The 16,144-nt window shown below is 64.2% G+C and carries 16 protein-coding genes and 1 tRNA gene; 14 read left to right on the top strand and 3 right to left on the bottom strand.

The features are described from left to right. Window positions 1–11: 11 nt before the first annotated feature. Both RFM41_RS18110 and RFM41_RS18105 read left to right on the top strand, forming a co-directional pair. The gene (locus RFM41_RS18110; protein ID WP_320244866.1) at window positions 12–479 is read left to right on the top strand and encodes a peroxiredoxin; all 468 of its coding nucleotides are present in this window, start codon (window positions 12–14) and stop codon (window positions 477–479) included. Window positions 480–657: 178 nt separating this feature from the next. Beyond that, window positions 658–1,938, top strand: coding sequence for a M23 family metallopeptidase (locus tag RFM41_RS18105; RefSeq protein ID WP_320244865.1), 1,281 nt, complete (start codon window positions 658–660; stop codon window positions 1,936–1,938). Window positions 1,939–1,955: 17 nt separating this feature from the next. Here RFM41_RS18105 and RFM41_RS18100 read toward each other — a convergent pair whose 3' ends face one another. Next, window positions 1,956–3,182, bottom strand: coding sequence for a M20 metallopeptidase family protein (locus RFM41_RS18100; RefSeq protein ID WP_320244863.1), 1,227 nt, complete (start codon window positions 3,180–3,182; stop codon window positions 1,956–1,958). Next, the gene (locus tag RFM41_RS18095) at window positions 3,169–4,347 is read right to left on the bottom strand and encodes a M24 family metallopeptidase (RefSeq protein ID WP_320244861.1); all 1,179 of its coding nucleotides are present in this window, start codon (window positions 4,345–4,347) and stop codon (window positions 3,169–3,171) included. The genes RFM41_RS18100 and RFM41_RS18095 overlap by 14 nt, the downstream gene beginning before the upstream one ends. A gap of 251 nt (window positions 4,348–4,598) precedes the next feature. Here RFM41_RS18095 and RFM41_RS18090 point away from each other — a divergent pair, with 251 nt between their 5' ends. The 12 genes from RFM41_RS18090 to RFM41_RS18035 all read left to right on the top strand — a co-directional run bounded on the left by RFM41_RS18090 (window position 4,599) and on the right by RFM41_RS18035 (window position 15,774). Continuing rightward, complete coding sequence (locus tag RFM41_RS18090) at window positions 4,599–6,032, top strand: FAD-binding oxidoreductase (protein WP_320244859.1); 1,434 nt, start codon at window positions 4,599–4,601, stop codon at window positions 6,030–6,032. Further along, window positions 6,029–6,763 carry a FadR/GntR family transcriptional regulator gene (locus RFM41_RS18085; protein WP_320244857.1) on the top strand — a complete coding sequence of 245 codons (735 nt, stop codon included), beginning with the start codon at window positions 6,029–6,031 and terminating at the stop codon, window positions 6,761–6,763. Before RFM41_RS18090 ends, RFM41_RS18085 begins: the two co-directional genes overlap by 4 nt. Before the next feature lie 2 nt (window positions 6,764–6,765). Beyond that, window positions 6,766–7,200: a VOC family protein gene (locus RFM41_RS18080; protein WP_320244855.1), complete on the top strand. Its 435-nt coding sequence runs from the start codon at window positions 6,766–6,768 to the stop codon at window positions 7,198–7,200. 66 nt (window positions 7,201–7,266) lie between these two features. Continuing rightward, window positions 7,267–8,319, top strand: coding sequence for an ABC transporter substrate-binding protein (locus tag RFM41_RS18075; RefSeq protein WP_320244853.1), 1,053 nt, complete (start codon window positions 7,267–7,269; stop codon window positions 8,317–8,319). Between the two features lie 100 nt (window positions 8,320–8,419). Beyond that, the gene (locus tag RFM41_RS18070) at window positions 8,420–9,193 is read left to right on the top strand and encodes an ABC transporter ATP-binding protein (protein ID WP_320244851.1); all 774 of its coding nucleotides are present in this window, start codon (window positions 8,420–8,422) and stop codon (window positions 9,191–9,193) included. Then, window positions 9,190–9,945, top strand: a complete 756-nt coding sequence (locus tag RFM41_RS18065; protein WP_320244849.1) for an ABC transporter permease — start codon at window positions 9,190–9,192, stop codon at window positions 9,943–9,945. Before RFM41_RS18070 ends, RFM41_RS18065 begins: the two co-directional genes overlap by 4 nt. Before the next feature lie 251 nt (window positions 9,946–10,196). Next, window positions 10,197–11,363: an ROK family protein gene (locus RFM41_RS18060; RefSeq protein ID WP_320244847.1), complete on the top strand. Its 1,167-nt coding sequence runs from the start codon at window positions 10,197–10,199 to the stop codon at window positions 11,361–11,363. After that, a complete protein-coding gene (locus RFM41_RS18055; RefSeq protein WP_320244845.1) occupies window positions 11,360–12,124 on the top strand; it encodes an ATP-binding cassette domain-containing protein in 765 nt (254 codons plus the stop codon). Before RFM41_RS18060 ends, RFM41_RS18055 begins: the two co-directional genes overlap by 4 nt. 40 nt (window positions 12,125–12,164) lie before the next feature. Beyond that, window positions 12,165–13,205, top strand: a complete 1,041-nt coding sequence (locus tag RFM41_RS18050) for a sugar ABC transporter substrate-binding protein (RefSeq protein WP_320244843.1) — start codon at window positions 12,165–12,167, stop codon at window positions 13,203–13,205. 102 nt (window positions 13,206–13,307) lie between these two features. Then, window positions 13,308–14,303 (top strand): ABC transporter permease, encoded by a 996-nt coding sequence (locus RFM41_RS18045; RefSeq protein WP_320244841.1) that lies wholly within the window; start codon window positions 13,308–13,310, stop codon window positions 14,301–14,303. 12 nt (window positions 14,304–14,315) lie between these two features. Beyond that, window positions 14,316–15,086 carry an SDR family NAD(P)-dependent oxidoreductase gene (locus RFM41_RS18040; RefSeq protein WP_320244839.1) on the top strand — a complete coding sequence of 257 codons (771 nt, stop codon included), beginning with the start codon at window positions 14,316–14,318 and terminating at the stop codon, window positions 15,084–15,086. A gap of 433 nt (window positions 15,087–15,519) precedes the next feature. Next, window positions 15,520–15,774, top strand: coding sequence for a hypothetical protein (locus RFM41_RS18035; protein ID WP_320244837.1), 255 nt, complete (start codon window positions 15,520–15,522; stop codon window positions 15,772–15,774). Between the two features lie 80 nt (window positions 15,775–15,854). Here RFM41_RS18035 and RFM41_RS18030 read toward each other — a convergent pair. After that, window positions 15,855–15,930, bottom strand: a tRNA-Val gene (locus tag RFM41_RS18030). Between the last annotated feature and the right edge of the window lie 214 nt (window positions 15,931–16,144).

Below are 16,144 nucleotides of genomic sequence, written 5' to 3'. Positions count from 1 at the left end.
AGGGCATCGACATGGCTGATCTCCAGGTGGGCGACGCAGCACCCCAATTCGATCTTCCACGTGACGGCGGCGGCTCCCTCAGCCTCGCCGCGCTCCGGGGCAAACCCGTCGTACTCTACTTCTATCCGCAGGACGACACCACAGGTTGCACCAACGAGGCGATCGGCTTCTCGCAGTTGAAGCCGGAATTCGAGAGGGCGGGCGCCGTGGTGATCGGGCTCTCGCCCGATAGCGTGAAAAAACACGACAAATTCAAGGCGAAGCACGATCTCACCGTCGATCTGGTCGCCGACGAGGAGCGCAAGGTGATCGAGGCCTATCATCTATGGGTCGAGAAGACGATGTACGGGCGTAAATATATGGGTGTCGAACGCGCCACCTTCCTGATCGGCAAAGATGGCCGCATTGCCCGCATCTGGCGCCAGGTTCGCGTCAAGGGCCACGCCGAAGCGGTGCTCGAAGCCGTGCGCGCGCTCTGAAAACGGGAGCGCGTGGATCTCGCGGTATCGCAGGCTGTCTACCCGCCCTTCCCATTGCAACCCGTCACCCGCGATGCGCGAACTGGTTGCGCCGGTTTTGCCGGCCGGCAAAACTTTGTTAACCCTAATAATGTGTAATCGAGCTTGTCGTTGGTCCCCGTAACGAAAGCTCGGTCCCGTGAAACAAACCGGTCAGTCAGCGGTCTTCGGCAGGCGCAAGGAACCGCATACGGTCATCATCGCCCGGGGCAACGAGATAAGGCATTTCACCATCCGCCCCTGGCTCGCCGCGTTCATCGGCTCGGCCCTGGCGGCGATCGCCATCGGCTATCTGCTTGCGACGTCCTATCTGGTGCTGCGCGACGACCTGATCGGCGCCACCACGGCCAGGCAGGCGCGTATGCAGCAGGCCTATGAGGATCGCATCTCGGCGCTGCGCGCCCAGGTCGATCGCATCACCAGCCGCCAGCTTCTCGACCAGCAGCTGATGGAAACCAAGGTCAGCGAGCTGCTGGCCAGGCAAACCCAGCTCAGCGAGCGCCACGGACGGCTCGGCCCGATCCTCGAGCGCGCCGAGAACGAGGTCGGCGACGCGCCCGCGGCAGGTGCTGCGGCGCCCAAGCCCGACGGGCGCGCCGAAGTGACCGGAAGCCTCTCGCAGTCGCCGAATTATTCCGTCGCATCCTTGGGCGCCAGCGACACCAGGCCCTTCTCACTCTGGTCGACAAGGTCCGATCCGCTGGACGGCGAAACGGCCGCCGATCGTGCGGACAAGCTGTTCGTCTCGATCAATGCGTCGCTGAAGGCCATCGAGAACCAGCAGCTTTCGCGCATCACCACACTTGCCGACAACGCCTACAAGAATGCCGACGCAATCGCCCAGGCGCTGGAAGCGGCGGGCCTGCCGGTCGACAGCGAGCTCGACAAGAGCGATGTCGGCGGCCCCCTGGTTCCGCTTGATCCCTCGATGGCGTTCGACGGCAAGGTCAAGGAGCTGGACGAGGCGCTCGACGCGCTCGACCAGGTCAAGAAGGAGGCGCGCAAGTTGCCGCTCGCCAACCCCGCTCCAGGCCATACGGTGACCAGCCCGTTCGGGGTTCGCACCGACCCGATCCTGGGCAGCGCCGCCTTGCACACGGGCATGGATTTCAGGGCGCCGATCGGCATGCCGGCCAAGGTCACGGCCGCCGGTACGGTCACCAGGGCCGGCTGGGCCGGCGGCTACGGCCGCATGGTCGAGGTCGACCATGGCAACGGCTTTGCCACACGCTACGGACATCTGAGCGAGATCGATGTTGCCGTGGGCCAGAAGCTCGCCGTGGGCGACGTCATCGGCAAGACCGGCAGCAGCGGCCGCTCGACAGGCCCGCATCTTCATTACGAAGTGCGCCACGATGGCGAGGCGGTCGACCCGCTGCGCTTCCTGACCGTCGGCAAGAAGGTCGCGCAGTTCCTCTAACCCGCTGGCGATTCTCGCTAGACGCCAGGATCCTCCTGCCCGGCCAGATACATCGTCGCAGCCGAAACCAGCGTAAGGACGCCGTTCTTCAGCGCGGCCTCGTCGACGCGGAACCTGGCGTGGTGAAGCGGATAGACCGACCCGATCTCCTCATTGCGGATACCGAGCCGGAAATACACCGAGGGACGTTTCTCGCTGTAATAGCCGAAGTCGTCGGCAATGCTCCATCCAGGCATGTTCAAGGCATTCTCCGCGCCGATGCTGGCCTTGGCGCCGGCCATGATCAGGGCCGCCATCTCGGCATCGTTGACGACGCCGGGTTCGCCCCGGTGGAGATTGACCTCCACGCCCGCGCCGTGGCTCGCAGCTATTCCTTCAAGCACCTCGCGAAGCCGGCGCCAGGCACGCTCACGGGTGGCATCGCTGCCGCTGCGGATGGTGCCTTTGAACGCGATCTTGCCGGCGGTCACGTTGTAGGCATTGCCGCCATTGATGGCGGTCACCGAAATGACCAGCGGATCGTAAGGATCGGTCTCGCGCGAAACGATCTTCTGCAGCTCGCTCACCATGGAGCAGGCGACAGTCAGTGCGTCGATACCTTCATAGGGTTTGGCCGCATGCGCCGCCGAGCCGGTGACCAGCACATCGAACGTGTCGCAGGCCAAGGTGTAAGGGCCGGAGCCGACGGCGACCTTACCGGACGGCGTATAGGGATCGACATGGACGCAGATCGCGGCATCGACGTCGTCGAGAAGCCCCTCCTGCACCACGCGTTTGCCGCCTGACGGCTCATCTTCCTCGGCCGGCTGGAAGATCAGGCGGACAGTTCCGCCGAAACTGTCGCGCGAGCGGTGCAGATGCGCGGCCACCGCGAAGCCCATCGCGGCATGGGCATCGTGGCCGCAAGCATGCATCACGCCCGGATTTTCCGACGCAAAGTCGACGCCGGATTCCTCTTCGATCGGCAAGGCGTCGATATCGGCCCGGATGGCCACCTTACGGTTCGAAGGCCGGCCGGCGCCGACAATATCGACCACGAGCCCGTAGCCGGCGATGTCGCGAATGTCCGCAATCCCCTGCCCGGCCAGCATCTGGCGCAAATAGCGCTGCGTGCCCGCTTCCCGGTTCGAAAGCTCCGGGTGGCGGTGCAGATGGCGCCTGATCTCGATCATCCGGTCGAGAATTCCGGCTTCGATGTCGAGCGCGGTATCGCTTGCCGAAGACGGCCTGTCAGGCTTTGACATGAATATCCCGCGGGAACTTCGTCAGCGTCTCGTTGCCGGTTTCGGTCACCAGAATGGTCTCGCTGACCTCGATACCCCAGCCGTCCATCCACATGCCCAGGATGGAATGAACGACATTGCCGGGTTGCAGCACCGTCTTGTCGCCGGGTCTCAGGCTGATCGTGTGCTCGCCCCAATCCGGCGGATAGGCAACGCCGATGGAATAGCCGATGCGCGATTCCTTCTTCAGCCCGTGACGCTCTATGACCTTGCGCCAGGCGGCTTCGACCGCTTCGGCGGTCGTGCCAGGCCGCACCGTGCCGAGCACCGCGTCCATGCCTTCGATCACGGCCTTCGCCGTGTCCGCGACGCGGGTCGGCGTCTTGCCGAGCTGCATCGTCCTGGCGAGCCCGGCGGCATAGCGGCGGCAGACGCCGGCAAGCTCCAAGGCGATCGTCTCGTCCTTTCCGAACCGCCGGTCGCTCCACATGATGTGCGGCGCGGAAGCATTTTCGCCGCCGAGGATTGTCGGCGGCAGCGCCGTGATGTCGCCTGCGAAATCCGGGCTGCCGGCGATCTGCGCCGCCTGGATGGCGGCGATCGCGTCGCATTCGCGCACACCCGGCGCAATGACGTCGTAGGCCCGCGCGACCGCCGCCTCGGCCAGCCTCGATGCCTTGCGCAGATAGACGATTTCCGGCGCCGATTTCACCGCTCGGATCCAGTTCACGAGAAGATCGGCGTCGTGCCATTTCGCATTGGGCAGCCCGGCGACGAGCCGCGCATGCGCCTTCGGCGAAAAGTAATAGGCTTCGAGCTCGATGCCGATATGGCGGCTGCCCCAGCCCTTGGCGACGATCCAGGCCGCGATCCAGTCCATTGGATGCCGATCGCCGCGCTGAACATGGTCCTCCGGGAAACCGACAACGTTTTCCGGCTTCATCCAGGCGGTCAGCAAACCGCCTGCCGCATCCATGGCACGGCCGATCCAGACAGGCTCGGCGTCCTCGATCGGAACAAGCACCACCTGCGGCGTGTAGAACGACCAGCCGTCGTAGCCGGTGATGTAATGCTGGTTGGCAACGTCGTTGACGATCAGGAGTTCGATGCCGCGCTTGGCCATTTCGGCGCGGATTTTTCCGAGCCGCTGCTGATACTCTTCGCGGGCAAATGGCAGTTCAATCATCTTTTCTCCTCACCGGATCATCTGGTCGGGGACGAACAGCAGCTCGCCCTGTCATCCACCTTTGCGGTGGTTTTGACCGACCGGCAATCGGCCAGAACAACGCATAGGCAGGGCCTATCCGGACCTCCTCGGTCGGCGGCTTGGGCAGCTCCTACCCTCCAGCCGGTAGTTATCCACTGGCTGTCTGAGCCGTTGACTCGAGCTTAGTTGTAGGATGATATGTATCACCCGATATCCAGACATGAACTTTCATGACCGTTCATCGCCTCTCACCGGAAATCCTCAGCGCTATCGAAGGCGCGGTCGGTCAAAACGGCGTCGCCGCCGATCCGGCCGGCATGGCGAAATATCTGGGCGACTGGGCAGGCGATTATCGCGGCAACGCGCTTGCCGTGCTGCGGCCCGCCTCGGTGGCCGAGGTCCAGGCGCTGATGCGTCTGTGCAATGAGCTCGGGCTGGGTGTCGTTCCGCAGGGCGGCAACACCGGGCTGGTATCGGGCGCGATCGACAGCAAAGGCGGCCTGGTTGTCGTCAGCCTGGAGCGGATGAACGCCATCCGGCAGATCGACACAGAGAATTTCACGCTGCAGGCCGATGCCGGCTGCGTGCTGCAGACGATCAAGGACGCGTGCGAGGCGCGAGACTGCCTCTTCCCGCTGGCGCTCGGCGCGCAAGGCAGCTGCCAGATCGGCGGCAATGCAGCCACCAACGCCGGTGGGGTCAACGTGCTGCGCTACGGCATGGCGCGCGACCTGATCCTTGGGCTCGAAGTGGTGCTGGCGGATGGCGAGCTCTGGAACGGCATCTGCGGCCTGCGCAAGAACAACAGCGGCTATGACCTGAAGCAGCTTTTCATCGGCTCCGAAGGCACGCTCGGCATCATCACCGGCGTCGAGGTCAAGCTGTTTCCGAAGCCAGCCAAGACAGAGACGGCCTATCTCGGCCTAGCCTCGTTCGAGGCGGCCGTCACGCTCTTCAACCGGGCGCGCCGCGAATGTTCGGACCTGATCTCCGCTTTCGAGATCATCGGTTCGGAATGCATTGAGCTTGCCCGGCTGATCGACCCTGGAACGCGAGCACCTGTCTCGGCGCCCGTCCAGGTGCTGGTCGAATTGTCGTCCAGCGCCGCTATCGACCTCAACGCCTTGCTCGCCGGTTTCCTCGGCGACGCGCTGGAGAGCGGCCTCGTTACCGACGCGGTTCTCGCCGCGAGCACCGCACAGGCAAGGAGCTTTTGGGCGATCCGCGAGGGCCTGGTCGAAGGCCAGGCCAAACGCGGCTATCATGTGCGCACCGACCTGTCAGTGAAGATTTCCGACATCCCAGCCCTGATCGAGCAAGCCCGCCGCTTCGTCGCATACGACCATCCGGGCTGGATTCCCCTCGCCTATGGCCATGCCGGCGACGGCAACATCCATTTCAACGTGCTGCCGCCGGCCGAACTTGCCGAGCACGAGGCTCGTGCGCGTGGCGCTGAGGTCATCGCTGGACTTTATGAAATCGCCGTCGGCCTCGGCGGCTCGATCAGCGCTGAGCACGGTATCGGCCGCAGTCGGCGCCAGGAATTCTGGGCCAGACTTTCGCCGACGCATCGCCGCATGGTCGCGGCACTGAAAAGCGCCCTTGACCCCAAGGGCCTGATGAATCCCGGCTGTCTGTTGCCCGAGACGGAGACTTTTCGATGAAGCAGAGACTGGCCGCCATCGGCACCGTCGAGACATTGCCGCACCGGGTCGCTGCGTTCCTGAGCCGCGAGATCGAATCCGGCGAGCTCAATCCCGGAGCGCGCCTGCCGACCGAGCAGGAACTGTCGGAAAAATTCGGCGTCAGCCGCAATGTCGTGCGCGAGGCGATCGCCCAGCTCAGGGCCGACGGCATGATCGAGGCGCGGCAAGGCATCGGCGCCTTCGTGTTGGCGCCCGAGCAGCGAGCAGCGATCCGCATCGACCGCGAGGCGCTCAAGGACACGCACAATATGGAGCGGCTGTTCGAGCTGCGCTGCATCCTCGAGGCGGAATCGGCGGCGCTCGCCGCGGCGCGGCGCCATCAGGAGCATCTCGATTCGATCAAAGCCGCGCTCGACCGCATGGGCGGCGAGGAGCGTTGGGAAGAAGGCAGCATCGATGCCGACCTGCTCTTCCACCGCGAGATCGCGCGCGCCACCGGCAACAGCTACATCCACACCTTCATTTCCTTCGTCTGCGAGCAGATCCGCCACTCGATCCACTACGCCCGCATGACGAACCCGCTGCACGACCTGGTCGAGATCAATGTTGGTGAGCATGTGCGCATCTATGACGCGCTGGTCGCGGGCGATCCGGCAGCGGCGGAAGCGGCAATGCGGGCGCACATTGTCGGCGCCGCCAACCGCGTCGGTGTCAAGCTGCCGCTCTCGAAAACCGACGGAGCGAAATAGCCATGCCGGCAAGCATCACGCGCATCTCCGATGTCTGCCTGCTGGTGGAAAACATCGAAAGGACGGTCGACTTCTACGTCGAGAAGCTCGGCTTCCGCCTGCGCCGCCGCGCCGAAGGTTTTGCCGACTTCCATGGCCAGGGCGTCACGCTCGCCGCCTGGGAGCTCGACCACATCAACCGCCATATCGGCGTGTCGAAGCTGAGATCGCCACGCCACGCGCACAAGGTCTGCGTCGCCGTGCAGCTCGACAGGCCAGCCGACATCGACCGCATGCATGCCGAACTCAGCGCCAAGGGCGTGCCCTTCTACGGCCCGCCCGAAGATTACGTCTGGAATGCGCGCTGCGCCTATTTCACCGACCCGGACGACACGCTTTGGGAGCTTTACGCGTGGCTTGACGGCGGCCCTGGCGACTACCACGACGAACAGCCGTAGACGACGCCGCGCTGAAGGGAGCGGCGCCTGAAGAAGAGACGAGAAAGTCTGCAACAGGAGCGAAAAATGAGTGGGAACAGGGACTTCGAATTGAATCGTCGTGCTTTCGTGAAAGGCGGCGTGGCAGCCGTGGCGGTTGCGTCTGCCGGCATGCAGCTGGTGTTGACCCCCGGCGCGAAGGCCGCGGGCAAGGTCGTCATCCAGTATGACTGGCTGATGTCCAACGGCCAGATCGGCGATATCGCGGCCGTCGCCAACGGCTACTTCAAGGATGCCGGTCTGGAGGTCGAGTTCAGCCCCGGCGGCCCGAATGCGTCGACCGTGCCGCCGGTGATCTCCGGTGCCGCGCAGCTCGGCCAGTTTTCGGAAACGCCGCAGCTCTACTCGGCGCGCGCCAGCGGCGTGCCGGTCAAGATGATCGCCTGCGGCTTCCGCACCGGTCCCTATGCGCTGACGTCCAAGCCAAGCAAGCCGATCCGCAGCGTCGCCGACCTCAAGGGCAAGAAGATCGGCATCCAGCCGACGGCGCGTTTCGAGATCGACGAGATCCTGGCCAAGAACGGCATCGATCCATCCGAGGTCACCATCGTCAATGTCGGCTTCGACAAGGGGCCGCTGGTGCGCGGCGAGGTCGACGCGATCGGCGGCTGGATCACCAACACCCAGGCGCTGAGCGTCGTCGGCGACGATCGCATCGATCTCCTGGTGCGCGATCTCGGGCTGAGCTCCTATGCGGACGTTTATTTCGCCACCGACAAGGCGATAGAGGAAAATGCCGACGTGCTGGCGAAGTTCATCGGCGCCGTCGGCAAGGGCTGGGGCTGGGTGCACGCCAACCCGCAGGAAGCAGTCAAGAAGATGGTCGCCGCCTATCCGGAAATGGATCTCGGCTGGGAGGAAAAGACCGTCAACCTGGTGCTGAAGCTTTCCTTCGACGGCGCGACCGCCAAGGACGGCTGGGGCACGTTCGATCCCGCCTCGATCGAAGACCAGTTGGTGCTGCTCGACAAGGTCGGCCAGTATCCGAATGGACGCCCGGCCGCCAAGGATGTCTACAGCACCAAGATCCTGGAGCTCTCGGCCGCCGATCGGCCCAAGCTCGACGCGCCAGCCGCGTAAAGCATGATCCCAAGAAGTGGGAACCGGTTCTTGGAGAAGATCATGCTCCAACAAAGAGTTAGATCAGCATGACCATTCAATCAAACGTTGTGCTGATCTAATGCCGGACGCGATCGAAGCGCGACAGCTGGATGTCGGTTATGGTGGCCGGCAGACAGCCGTCAAAGTGCTCGCCGGCCTCGACTTGACCGTCGCGGCCGGCTCCTTCCTGTCGATCCTGGGGCCGTCCGGCTGCGGCAAGTCGACCTTGCTTCGGGTAGTGGCCGACCTGCTCGACCCGCTCGGCGGCACGATCAGCGTGCTCGGCGAAACGCCGCATGCGGTGCGCTCGCGCCGCGATGTCGGCTTCGTCTTCCAGGATGCCACCCTGCTCCCCTGGCGCACGGTGCGCGACAATGTGCGCCTGCCGCTCGGTGTCGGCCAGGGCAGCCTGACCCGCAAGATCGAGGACCGCAGCGCGGAACTGTTGGAGCTCATGGGCCTCGGCAGCTTTGGCGAGCGCCTGCCGCATCAACTCTCCGGCGGCCAGCGCCAGCGCGTTGCGATCGCGCGCGCCCTGCTCGGCGAGCCGAAACTGCTTCTGATGGACGAACCTTTCGGCGCGCTGGACGAGATCACCCGCGACCGGTTGAACGACGAGCTATTGGCGCTGTGGCGACGCAGCGGCACGACCATCCTGTTTGTCACGCATTCGATCGCGGAAGCCGCCTATCTCGGCGAGCGCGTCATCGTGCTGGCCGCCAATCCAGGGCGCGTCGTCAAGGACCTCGACATGCGGCCCTTCAAGCAGGAAGGCAATCGCTGCAAGCGCGAGGATCCGGCGATCGTCGGCGCCATGGCCGATCTGCGCACGGCGCTGGAGCGCGCATCGTGAGACAGGCACCGCTCTCCCCGCAAATGACAATCGCGCTCCCCGTCCTGGGCGCGGCCTCGATCCTGCTTGCCTGGCAATATCTGCTGCCCCTGCTTGGCGTGCCGGCCTATATCGTGCCGACGCCGACAGCCATCTTCGGTGTCTTCCAGAAGAACTTTCCGCTCCTCATCGACAATCTGCGGCCGACGCTGATCGAGGCGCTGGCCGGCTTCGTCATCGGCAATCTGGCCGCCGTCCTGCTTGCCGTCCTCTTCGTCCACAGCCGTGTGCTGCAGGCTGCCTATTTCCCGATCGTGCTCTTCTTCAACACCATCCCGATCCTGGCGCTGTCGCCGATCATCATCCTGATCTTTGGCCTCGGCATGACGCCGAAGATCGTCATCGCCGCGGTGATCTGCTTCTTCCCGACGCTGGTGAATATGATCCGCGGGCTCGATTCAGCCGGCAACAACGAGCACGAATTGTTCCGGGTGCTGTCGGCGACGCGCTGGGAGGTTTTCTGGAGCCTGCGCCTGCCGCGGGCCCTGCCGATGCTGTTCTCCTCGCTCAGGATCGCGTCGGCCACGGCGGTGATCGGCGCCATCGTCGGCGAGTGGATCGGCTCGGACAAAGGTCTCGGCGCGCTCATCATCCAGGCGACCTTCAACTATCAGTCCGACCGGCTTTATGCGGCGATCGTGCTGTCGTCTTCGCTGTCGATCGCGCTGTTCTGCATTGTCGTGCTGATCGAGCGGCGAGTGATCCGCTATTAGAGCTACACCAGGGAAATTGCGTAGCAGTCTTCCGGGACCGTACAAAAACAAAGGCTTGGAGCAGCTGCTCGATCTTGTGAAACAACAAACCGCTCTAACTGCGCCAAATGACTTTGGGCTTCAGGCTTCCCGCTGCGAAATGACGCTCGCGGCGGGTTTCCAGTCGAGCTGCATCCAGAAGTATTCTTGAATTCCATTTGACTGAATAAATCTTCTCTGCAAATCTTTGCCTCAGGATAGGGGCGCAAGGCATGGCGTTGCGGGGGACCAATCAGGAGTTCGGGCGGCCGTACAACCGACGCATCGTGCTCGAATCCATCCGCCGCTTCGGTCCCATCGCGCGCGGCGATATTGCCCGGCATGTCGGGCTGACCGTCCAGACCGTTTCGACCATCGTTCGCGAGCTGGAGGAGCAAGATTACATCCTGTCGGTTCGCGAGGAGCCGAAGGGTCGTGGCCTGCCGCCGACGACGCTGCGCATCAATCCGGAAGGCGGTTATGCCGTCGGCATCCACCTCACCCCGCTCGGCATCGACGCGGCGCTGATCAACCTCAGCGGCGACGTGGTCGAGAGCGCGCACCGAGAGGCGCCCAATGCCGCTCCCGACGACGCGTTCGAAGCGATCGGCGCCATGGTCGCCGAGATGACTGGGCGCCGCGTGGGCGGCCGCGTCATCGGCATCGGCATGGCGCTTCCTGGCCCGTTCGGCGTCGAGCCCATGAGCTTCGTCGGCCCGACCACCATGGCCGGCTGGCAGGACGTTCCGCTGCGCGAGCAGCTGACGGCAGCCACCGGCCTGCCGGCCTTCTTCGAGAACGACATGGCGGCTGCCGCGATGGGCGAACGCCTTTACGGCCTCGGCGCAAAACATTCCGAATATTACTATCTCTATTTCGGCGTCGGGCTCGGCGGCGCGATGCTGCATGACGGCAGCGCGTTGCGCGGCGCCTGGGGCAATGCCGGCGAGATCGGCCATATCCCGGTCGTTCCAGGTGGTGAACCATGCCCTTGCGGCAATCGCGGCTGCCTCGAACGCTACATTTCGCTGGACGCGCGAAACCGCTGGAGCGGCGACGATGCCGGCTGGGTGGCCGAGGTTGCGCCCGTCTTCCGCAACGCGATCGCCATCATCGAGAACCTCTTCGATCCTGAAACCATCATTCTTGGCGGACTGGCCTCGCCTGCCCTGCTCGAACGGCTGGCGGCATCGGGCCAGCCCCTGCTGAACTCGGTTTCAGCGCGCAAGGATCGCACCACACCGCGCATCCTGGTGGCGCAAGGTGGTCAGCACACGGTGCTGCGCGGGGCCGCGGCGCTCGCCGTATCGGGCGTGCTTTCCCCGCGCTTCGGCCAGATCTTCACGGCCAAGCGGCAGCGCGATGGCGACCTTCTGAAGGGCGGAGACGTCGCGGCATGAGCGAACCCCTGCTGGTCCTCGACAATGTCACCAAGAACTACGGCGCCATCCAGGCGCTGCGCGGCATCAGCTTTTCGATCGGGCGCGGCGAGGTCGTGGCGCTGCTCGGCGACAACGGCGCTGGCAAGTCGACGCTGGTCAAGATCATCGCCGGCGGGCTCGAGCCGACCTCGGGCCGCATGCTGTTCGAAGGCAAGGAATTCCTCGCCAGGTCTCCAGCCGAGGCCAAGGCCGCCGGCATCGAGACCGTCTACCAGGACCTTTCGCTCTGCACTAATGTCGACGTGGTGGCAAATTTCTTCATGGGGCGCGAGATCACCCGCAAGGTGCTGGGCGTTCCGGTCCTCGACGAGCGCGCCATGGAAGCGGTGGTCGGCAAGGCGCTGGCCAATGCCGGCACGCGTATTCCCTCGCTGCGCACCAAGGTCGAGCATCTCTCGGGCGGCCAGCGGCAGGCGATCGAGCTCAACCGCTTCGTGCATTGGGGCGGCAAGCTGGTGCTGCTCGACGAGCCCTTCGCCGCGCTCGGCGTCGAACAGACCCGCCGCGGCCTCGACATGATCCGCCAGGTGGCAAGCCAGGGCATCGGCGTCGTCATCATCACCCACATCATGCAGCAGGCCTTCCAGGTCGCCGACCGGATCGTGGTGATCCGCCAGGGCGTCGTGGCGGGCGACGTTGCCCGCAACAAGACAAGTCCCGACGCGGTGATCAACATGATCACCGGGGAGACGCTCGCCGGTGCCGGACCGGCGGGCTGAACCACAAAATGAGGGGTCCGGCGCAAGAGGAGCGAACGACATGAAGCGACTATTACTTTCTGTCTTCGGTATCCTGGCACTGGCCATTGCCACGCTGACGCCGGCATTCGCCCAGTCCAAGGGTACCGTCTATTACCTGGTGCCGACATTGCTCGACGAATTCCAGACCGGCTCGGTGAGCGCGTTGGAGCTGTTCCTGAAGCAAGTCGGCTACGAGATGAAAACGCTGAACGCGGACAACAAGACCGACGCTCAGCAATCGCAGATGAATGACGTTATCGCGCTGAAGCCCAAGGCGATCATCCTCGCCGCGGTCGATTTCAACGCGTTGAAGCCATCCGTTGAAGCTGCCCGCGCGGCCGGCATCCCAGTGGTCGAGTTCGACCGCCAGATCACCGCGACACCGTCCGACTTCACCTCGGTCGCCGGCACGATCGAGATCGGCCACATCGCGGCGGACCAGGCCGAGGCCCTGCTGAAGGCCAAGAACGGCTCGGTGAAAGGCAAGGTCCTGCAGGTGCTCGGCGATCCAGGCGACCCCTACACGCTCGATATCCAGAAGGGTTTCGAGGAGAAGATGAAGGCGTTCCCGGACGTTAAGATCATCTCGCTGCCGGCCATGCAGTGGGAAGCGAGCAATGCCGGCACGATCGTCGCCGACCAGATGCTGGCCAATCCCGACATCGACCTGATCTTCAGCCATGCAGCCCATCTCTCGGTCGCCGCAGTCGCTTCGCTCGAAGCCGCTGGCAAGAAGCCGGGCGATGTCATGCTGATGAGCTCGAACGGCGCGCCTGTCGGTCTCGACCTGATCCGCAAGGGCTGGCTGAACGTCGAGGTCGAGCAACCGCTTTACGCGCAGGCCGCCGCTGTCGCCATGTTCATGGATAAGGTCGCCAACAAGCAGGAGATCAAGCCCGGCGACTATGACGTGCTCGGCCTGAAGTCGGTGGTGACCAAGGAAACCTGGGGTCCCAACATCAAGATCCCGGGCGCTGCGATCACCAAGGCGAACGTCGACAATCCCGCCTTCTGGGGCAACCAGAAGCCGCCGACGGATACGGTCAAGTCCGTCGAATAAGCTTTCCCAGCAGAGTCCCGGGCCGCTCGTGGCCCGGGGCCTCGTGGCGCGTCCGCGCAGAAGCGGTCGCGCTTCCCGTCTTGACGCCAACCGGATCGCCCCATGAGTCCGCGCACCCGCTATAGTCTCGAGCTCGTGCTCGACAATCTCGTCTGGTTCATGCTGGTCTTCGTGCTGGCGGTGTTCTCGATCTTCATTCCAAACTTCTTCCAGCTCGGCATCTTTGCCAACATCATCGAGGCATCCAGCGTGCTGGGCGTCATGTCGATCGGCCTGGCGCTGGTGATCATCGCCGGCCACATGGACCTTTCGGTCGAATCGGTCGCCGCGCTTAGCGCCATGGCGGTCGGCATCATGTTCTGCTCGTCCGGCATCGGCCTCGGCGTGCAACTGCATCCGGATTGGCTGATGGTGCCGGTATCGCTTGCCATCGCGCTGGCGGTCGGAGCGATCATCGGCGTCATCAACGGCTTTCTCATCGTCAGATTGAAGATGAGCGCCTTCATCATCACGCTTGCTTCCTACATCTGGGTACGCGGCCTCGTGCTGGTCATCTCCGGCGGCCGCTCGGCACAGGATCTGGCCCCTGCGATCCGCTGGTTCGGCATCCAGCGCCTCGCCGGCCTGCCGCTCACCGCATGGATCGCGGTCGCCTGCTTCGTCATCTTTTCGCTGATCCTGGCCAAGACGCCTTTCGGCCGGCATCTGGTGATGATCGGCGGCAACGAAACGGCGACCTTCCGCGCCGGCATCCGCGTCAACCGCAACCTGATCATTGCCTTCGTGCTCGCCGGCGCCATCGCGGGGCTTGCCGGCTGGCTGCTTGCCATCCGCACCTCCGGCGCCACCGCCAATCTCGGCGTCGGCCTCCTCTTCAACGCCTTCGCCGCCGTCGTCATCGGTGGCGTCAGCCTTAAGGGTGGCGTCGGAACACTGCCCGGGGTTTATGCCGGCGTGCTATTGCTGTCGGCCATCAACACCGCGATCAACCTCATGGGCCTGCCGGCCAACTTCACCCAGGTCATCCATGGCCTGCTGGTGCTGGCCGCCGTGCTGCTCGACGCTTTCAAGCAAACCATTCGTCAAAAACTGGCATGAAAGGCGGCCCGCATGACCGGACGTATCGAGGGCAAGGTAGCGGCGATCGTCGGCGCCGCGCGCGGCATCGGCAAGGGCATAGCCCAGCGCTTCGCCGAGGAAGGCGCAAGGCTGGTGCTTGCCGACAGCGAAGCGGAAGCCGGCCAGGCCAGCGCCGACGAGTTGGGCGCCGCCTTCATCCACACCGACATCTCGAAGATGGCCGACGCGGAAGCCGTCGTGGCGCTGGCGCTGGAGCGTCATAGCCGCCTCGACATCATCGTCCAGAACGCCGGTATCTATCCCTGGCAGCTCATCGAGAACACCAGTCCCGACGACTGGGACCGTGTCATGGCGGTCAATTTGCGTGGCACCTTCAACACCGCCCGCGCCGCCCTGACTCCGATGAGGGCGCAGAAGAGCGGCCGCATGATCTTCACCTCCTCCATCACCGGGCCTCAGGTGAGCAGCCCCGGCCATGGTCACTATTCCGCCAGCAAAGCCGGCATCAACGGCTTCATCCGCGCAGCGGCGCTGGAGTTTTCCGGCTATGGCATCACCGTCAACGGCGTCGAGCCCGGCAACATTCTGACCGAAGGCATGAAGCTGCATCGTGCCCCCGCCTTCATCAAGAGCATGGAGGACGCCGTGCCGCTCGGACGCCTCGGCACACCCCGCGACGTCGCCAACGCCTTCCTGTTCCTGGCCTCGGACGATGCCAGCTATATCACCGGCACGACGATTGTCGTCGATGGCGGCCAGCTCCTGCCGGAAGGCCAGGATTTTCGCCTGGCACCGCAGTGATTCGCCGCGGCTCCGGCACGCGTCCATGCTTGGCAAGATGGGCCGGCGGCGGCCGGCCTCGCAGTGACCGGCTCATTCATCGCCTATTCAACCGGGCTGCTGTAAGATGGTGAGCTTGAATCGCGATACCTGAATCGCATGGAGGATAATCGTGTCAAAGACCCCAGTTTTCTTGATCCGAATGGCGTTGGCAGTCATTTGCCTCGTCGGCCTGGCCGCGACCGCCACCGCCCTATTCCCCACCACCGCCTCGGCGCAGCAGCTGCGGCAATGTGCGAATGAAGGCGGCCTGTGCCGCCTGCCATTCCCCACGGAAGTGCTTTACGGCGCTCGCGGTCAAATGACCTCACGGTTTTTCGATCGTGATGCCGTGCCCTGCTCGAATCGCGTCTTTGGCGATCCTGCCCCAGGCCGGAGAAAGGCTTGCTACATCATGATGCGTGGCGGCGGCTATGACGGCGACAACTACGGCGGCGACGATTACGGCTCGCGCCCGGACCGCGGCGGCTGGGCCGTCTGCGCCAGGGAAGGTGAGTTCTGCGATTTCCGTGGCCGCGCGGTGGTCAGATACGGCGCACGCGGCCAATACACGCAGGATGTCTTCAGGAACGGCGTTCGCTGCGGCAACGACGCTTTCGGCGATGATCCTGCTCCAGGCGCTCATAAGCGCTGCTATGTCAGGCAATAGCGACCTGAACCCGGCCTTCGACAAGGTGGCGGCCCTGCGAGGGTCGCTGCCGCGACCTACTTCCTGCTTGTCCGGCGGACTGGTGGGCGATGACGGGCTCGAACCGCCGACATCTTCGGTGTAAACGAAGCGCTCTACCAACTGAGCTAATCGCCCGCTTGAGCGCGGACCTTTAAGCAGTTAGGGCCGCATTCGCAAGGCCAAATGAACGGACGGCGTGCGCCCTACAGTGCGGACTTCCCCGGTCTCAATGGCGCTGTCAAAAAACCTTCTCCTGATTGCTATAATGCTTGAATGCCGCGCTTGACACCCGCAGGCGAACCCCTTATCCAGCGCCCCAACGACGAACACGCCTGACACGTGCTCGTCA

The sequence above is a fragment of the Mesorhizobium vachelliae genome, from assembly GCF_033977325.1.
Taxonomy (GTDB): domain Bacteria; phylum Pseudomonadota; class Alphaproteobacteria; order Rhizobiales; family Rhizobiaceae; genus Mesorhizobium; species Mesorhizobium vachelliae.
Note: the sequence above shows the minus strand (reverse complement) of the source record. Positions and strands in the feature narration are given on the sequence as shown.

Excerpts from the sequence above, each read along its gene's own strand:
- RFM41_RS18070 (WP_320244851.1), top strand. The coding sequence starts at position 8,420 with ATGCCGGACGCGATCGAAGCGCGACAGCTGGATGTCGGTTATGGTGGC.
- RFM41_RS18050 (WP_320244843.1), top strand. The coding sequence starts at position 12,165 with ATGAAGCGACTATTACTTTCTGTCTTCGGTATCCTGGCACTGGCCATT.
- RFM41_RS18080 (WP_320244855.1), top strand. The coding sequence starts at position 6,766 with ATGCCGGCAAGCATCACGCGCATCTCCGATGTCTGCCTGCTGGTGGAA.
- RFM41_RS18110 (WP_320244866.1), top strand. The coding sequence starts at position 12 with ATGGCTGATCTCCAGGTGGGCGACGCAGCACCCCAATTCGATCTTCCA.
- RFM41_RS18075 (WP_320244853.1), top strand. The coding sequence starts at position 7,267 with ATGAGTGGGAACAGGGACTTCGAATTGAATCGTCGTGCTTTCGTGAAA.
- RFM41_RS18055 (WP_320244845.1), top strand. The coding sequence starts at position 11,360 with ATGAGCGAACCCCTGCTGGTCCTCGACAATGTCACCAAGAACTACGGC.
- RFM41_RS18040 (WP_320244839.1), top strand. The coding sequence starts at position 14,316 with ATGACCGGACGTATCGAGGGCAAGGTAGCGGCGATCGTCGGCGCCGCG.
- RFM41_RS18095 (WP_320244861.1), bottom strand. The coding sequence starts at position 4,347 with ATGATTGAACTGCCATTTGCCCGCGAAGAGTATCAGCAGCGGCTCGGA.
- RFM41_RS18060 (WP_320244847.1), top strand. The coding sequence starts at position 10,197 with ATGGCGTTGCGGGGGACCAATCAGGAGTTCGGGCGGCCGTACAACCGA.
- RFM41_RS18045 (WP_320244841.1), top strand. The coding sequence starts at position 13,308 with ATGAGTCCGCGCACCCGCTATAGTCTCGAGCTCGTGCTCGACAATCTC.
- RFM41_RS18035 (WP_320244837.1), top strand. The coding sequence starts at position 15,520 with ATGATGCGTGGCGGCGGCTATGACGGCGACAACTACGGCGGCGACGAT.
- RFM41_RS18085 (WP_320244857.1), top strand. The coding sequence starts at position 6,029 with ATGAAGCAGAGACTGGCCGCCATCGGCACCGTCGAGACATTGCCGCAC.
- RFM41_RS18100 (WP_320244863.1), bottom strand. The coding sequence starts at position 3,182 with ATGTCAAAGCCTGACAGGCCGTCTTCGGCAAGCGATACCGCGCTCGAC.
- RFM41_RS18090 (WP_320244859.1), top strand. The coding sequence starts at position 4,599 with ATGACCGTTCATCGCCTCTCACCGGAAATCCTCAGCGCTATCGAAGGC.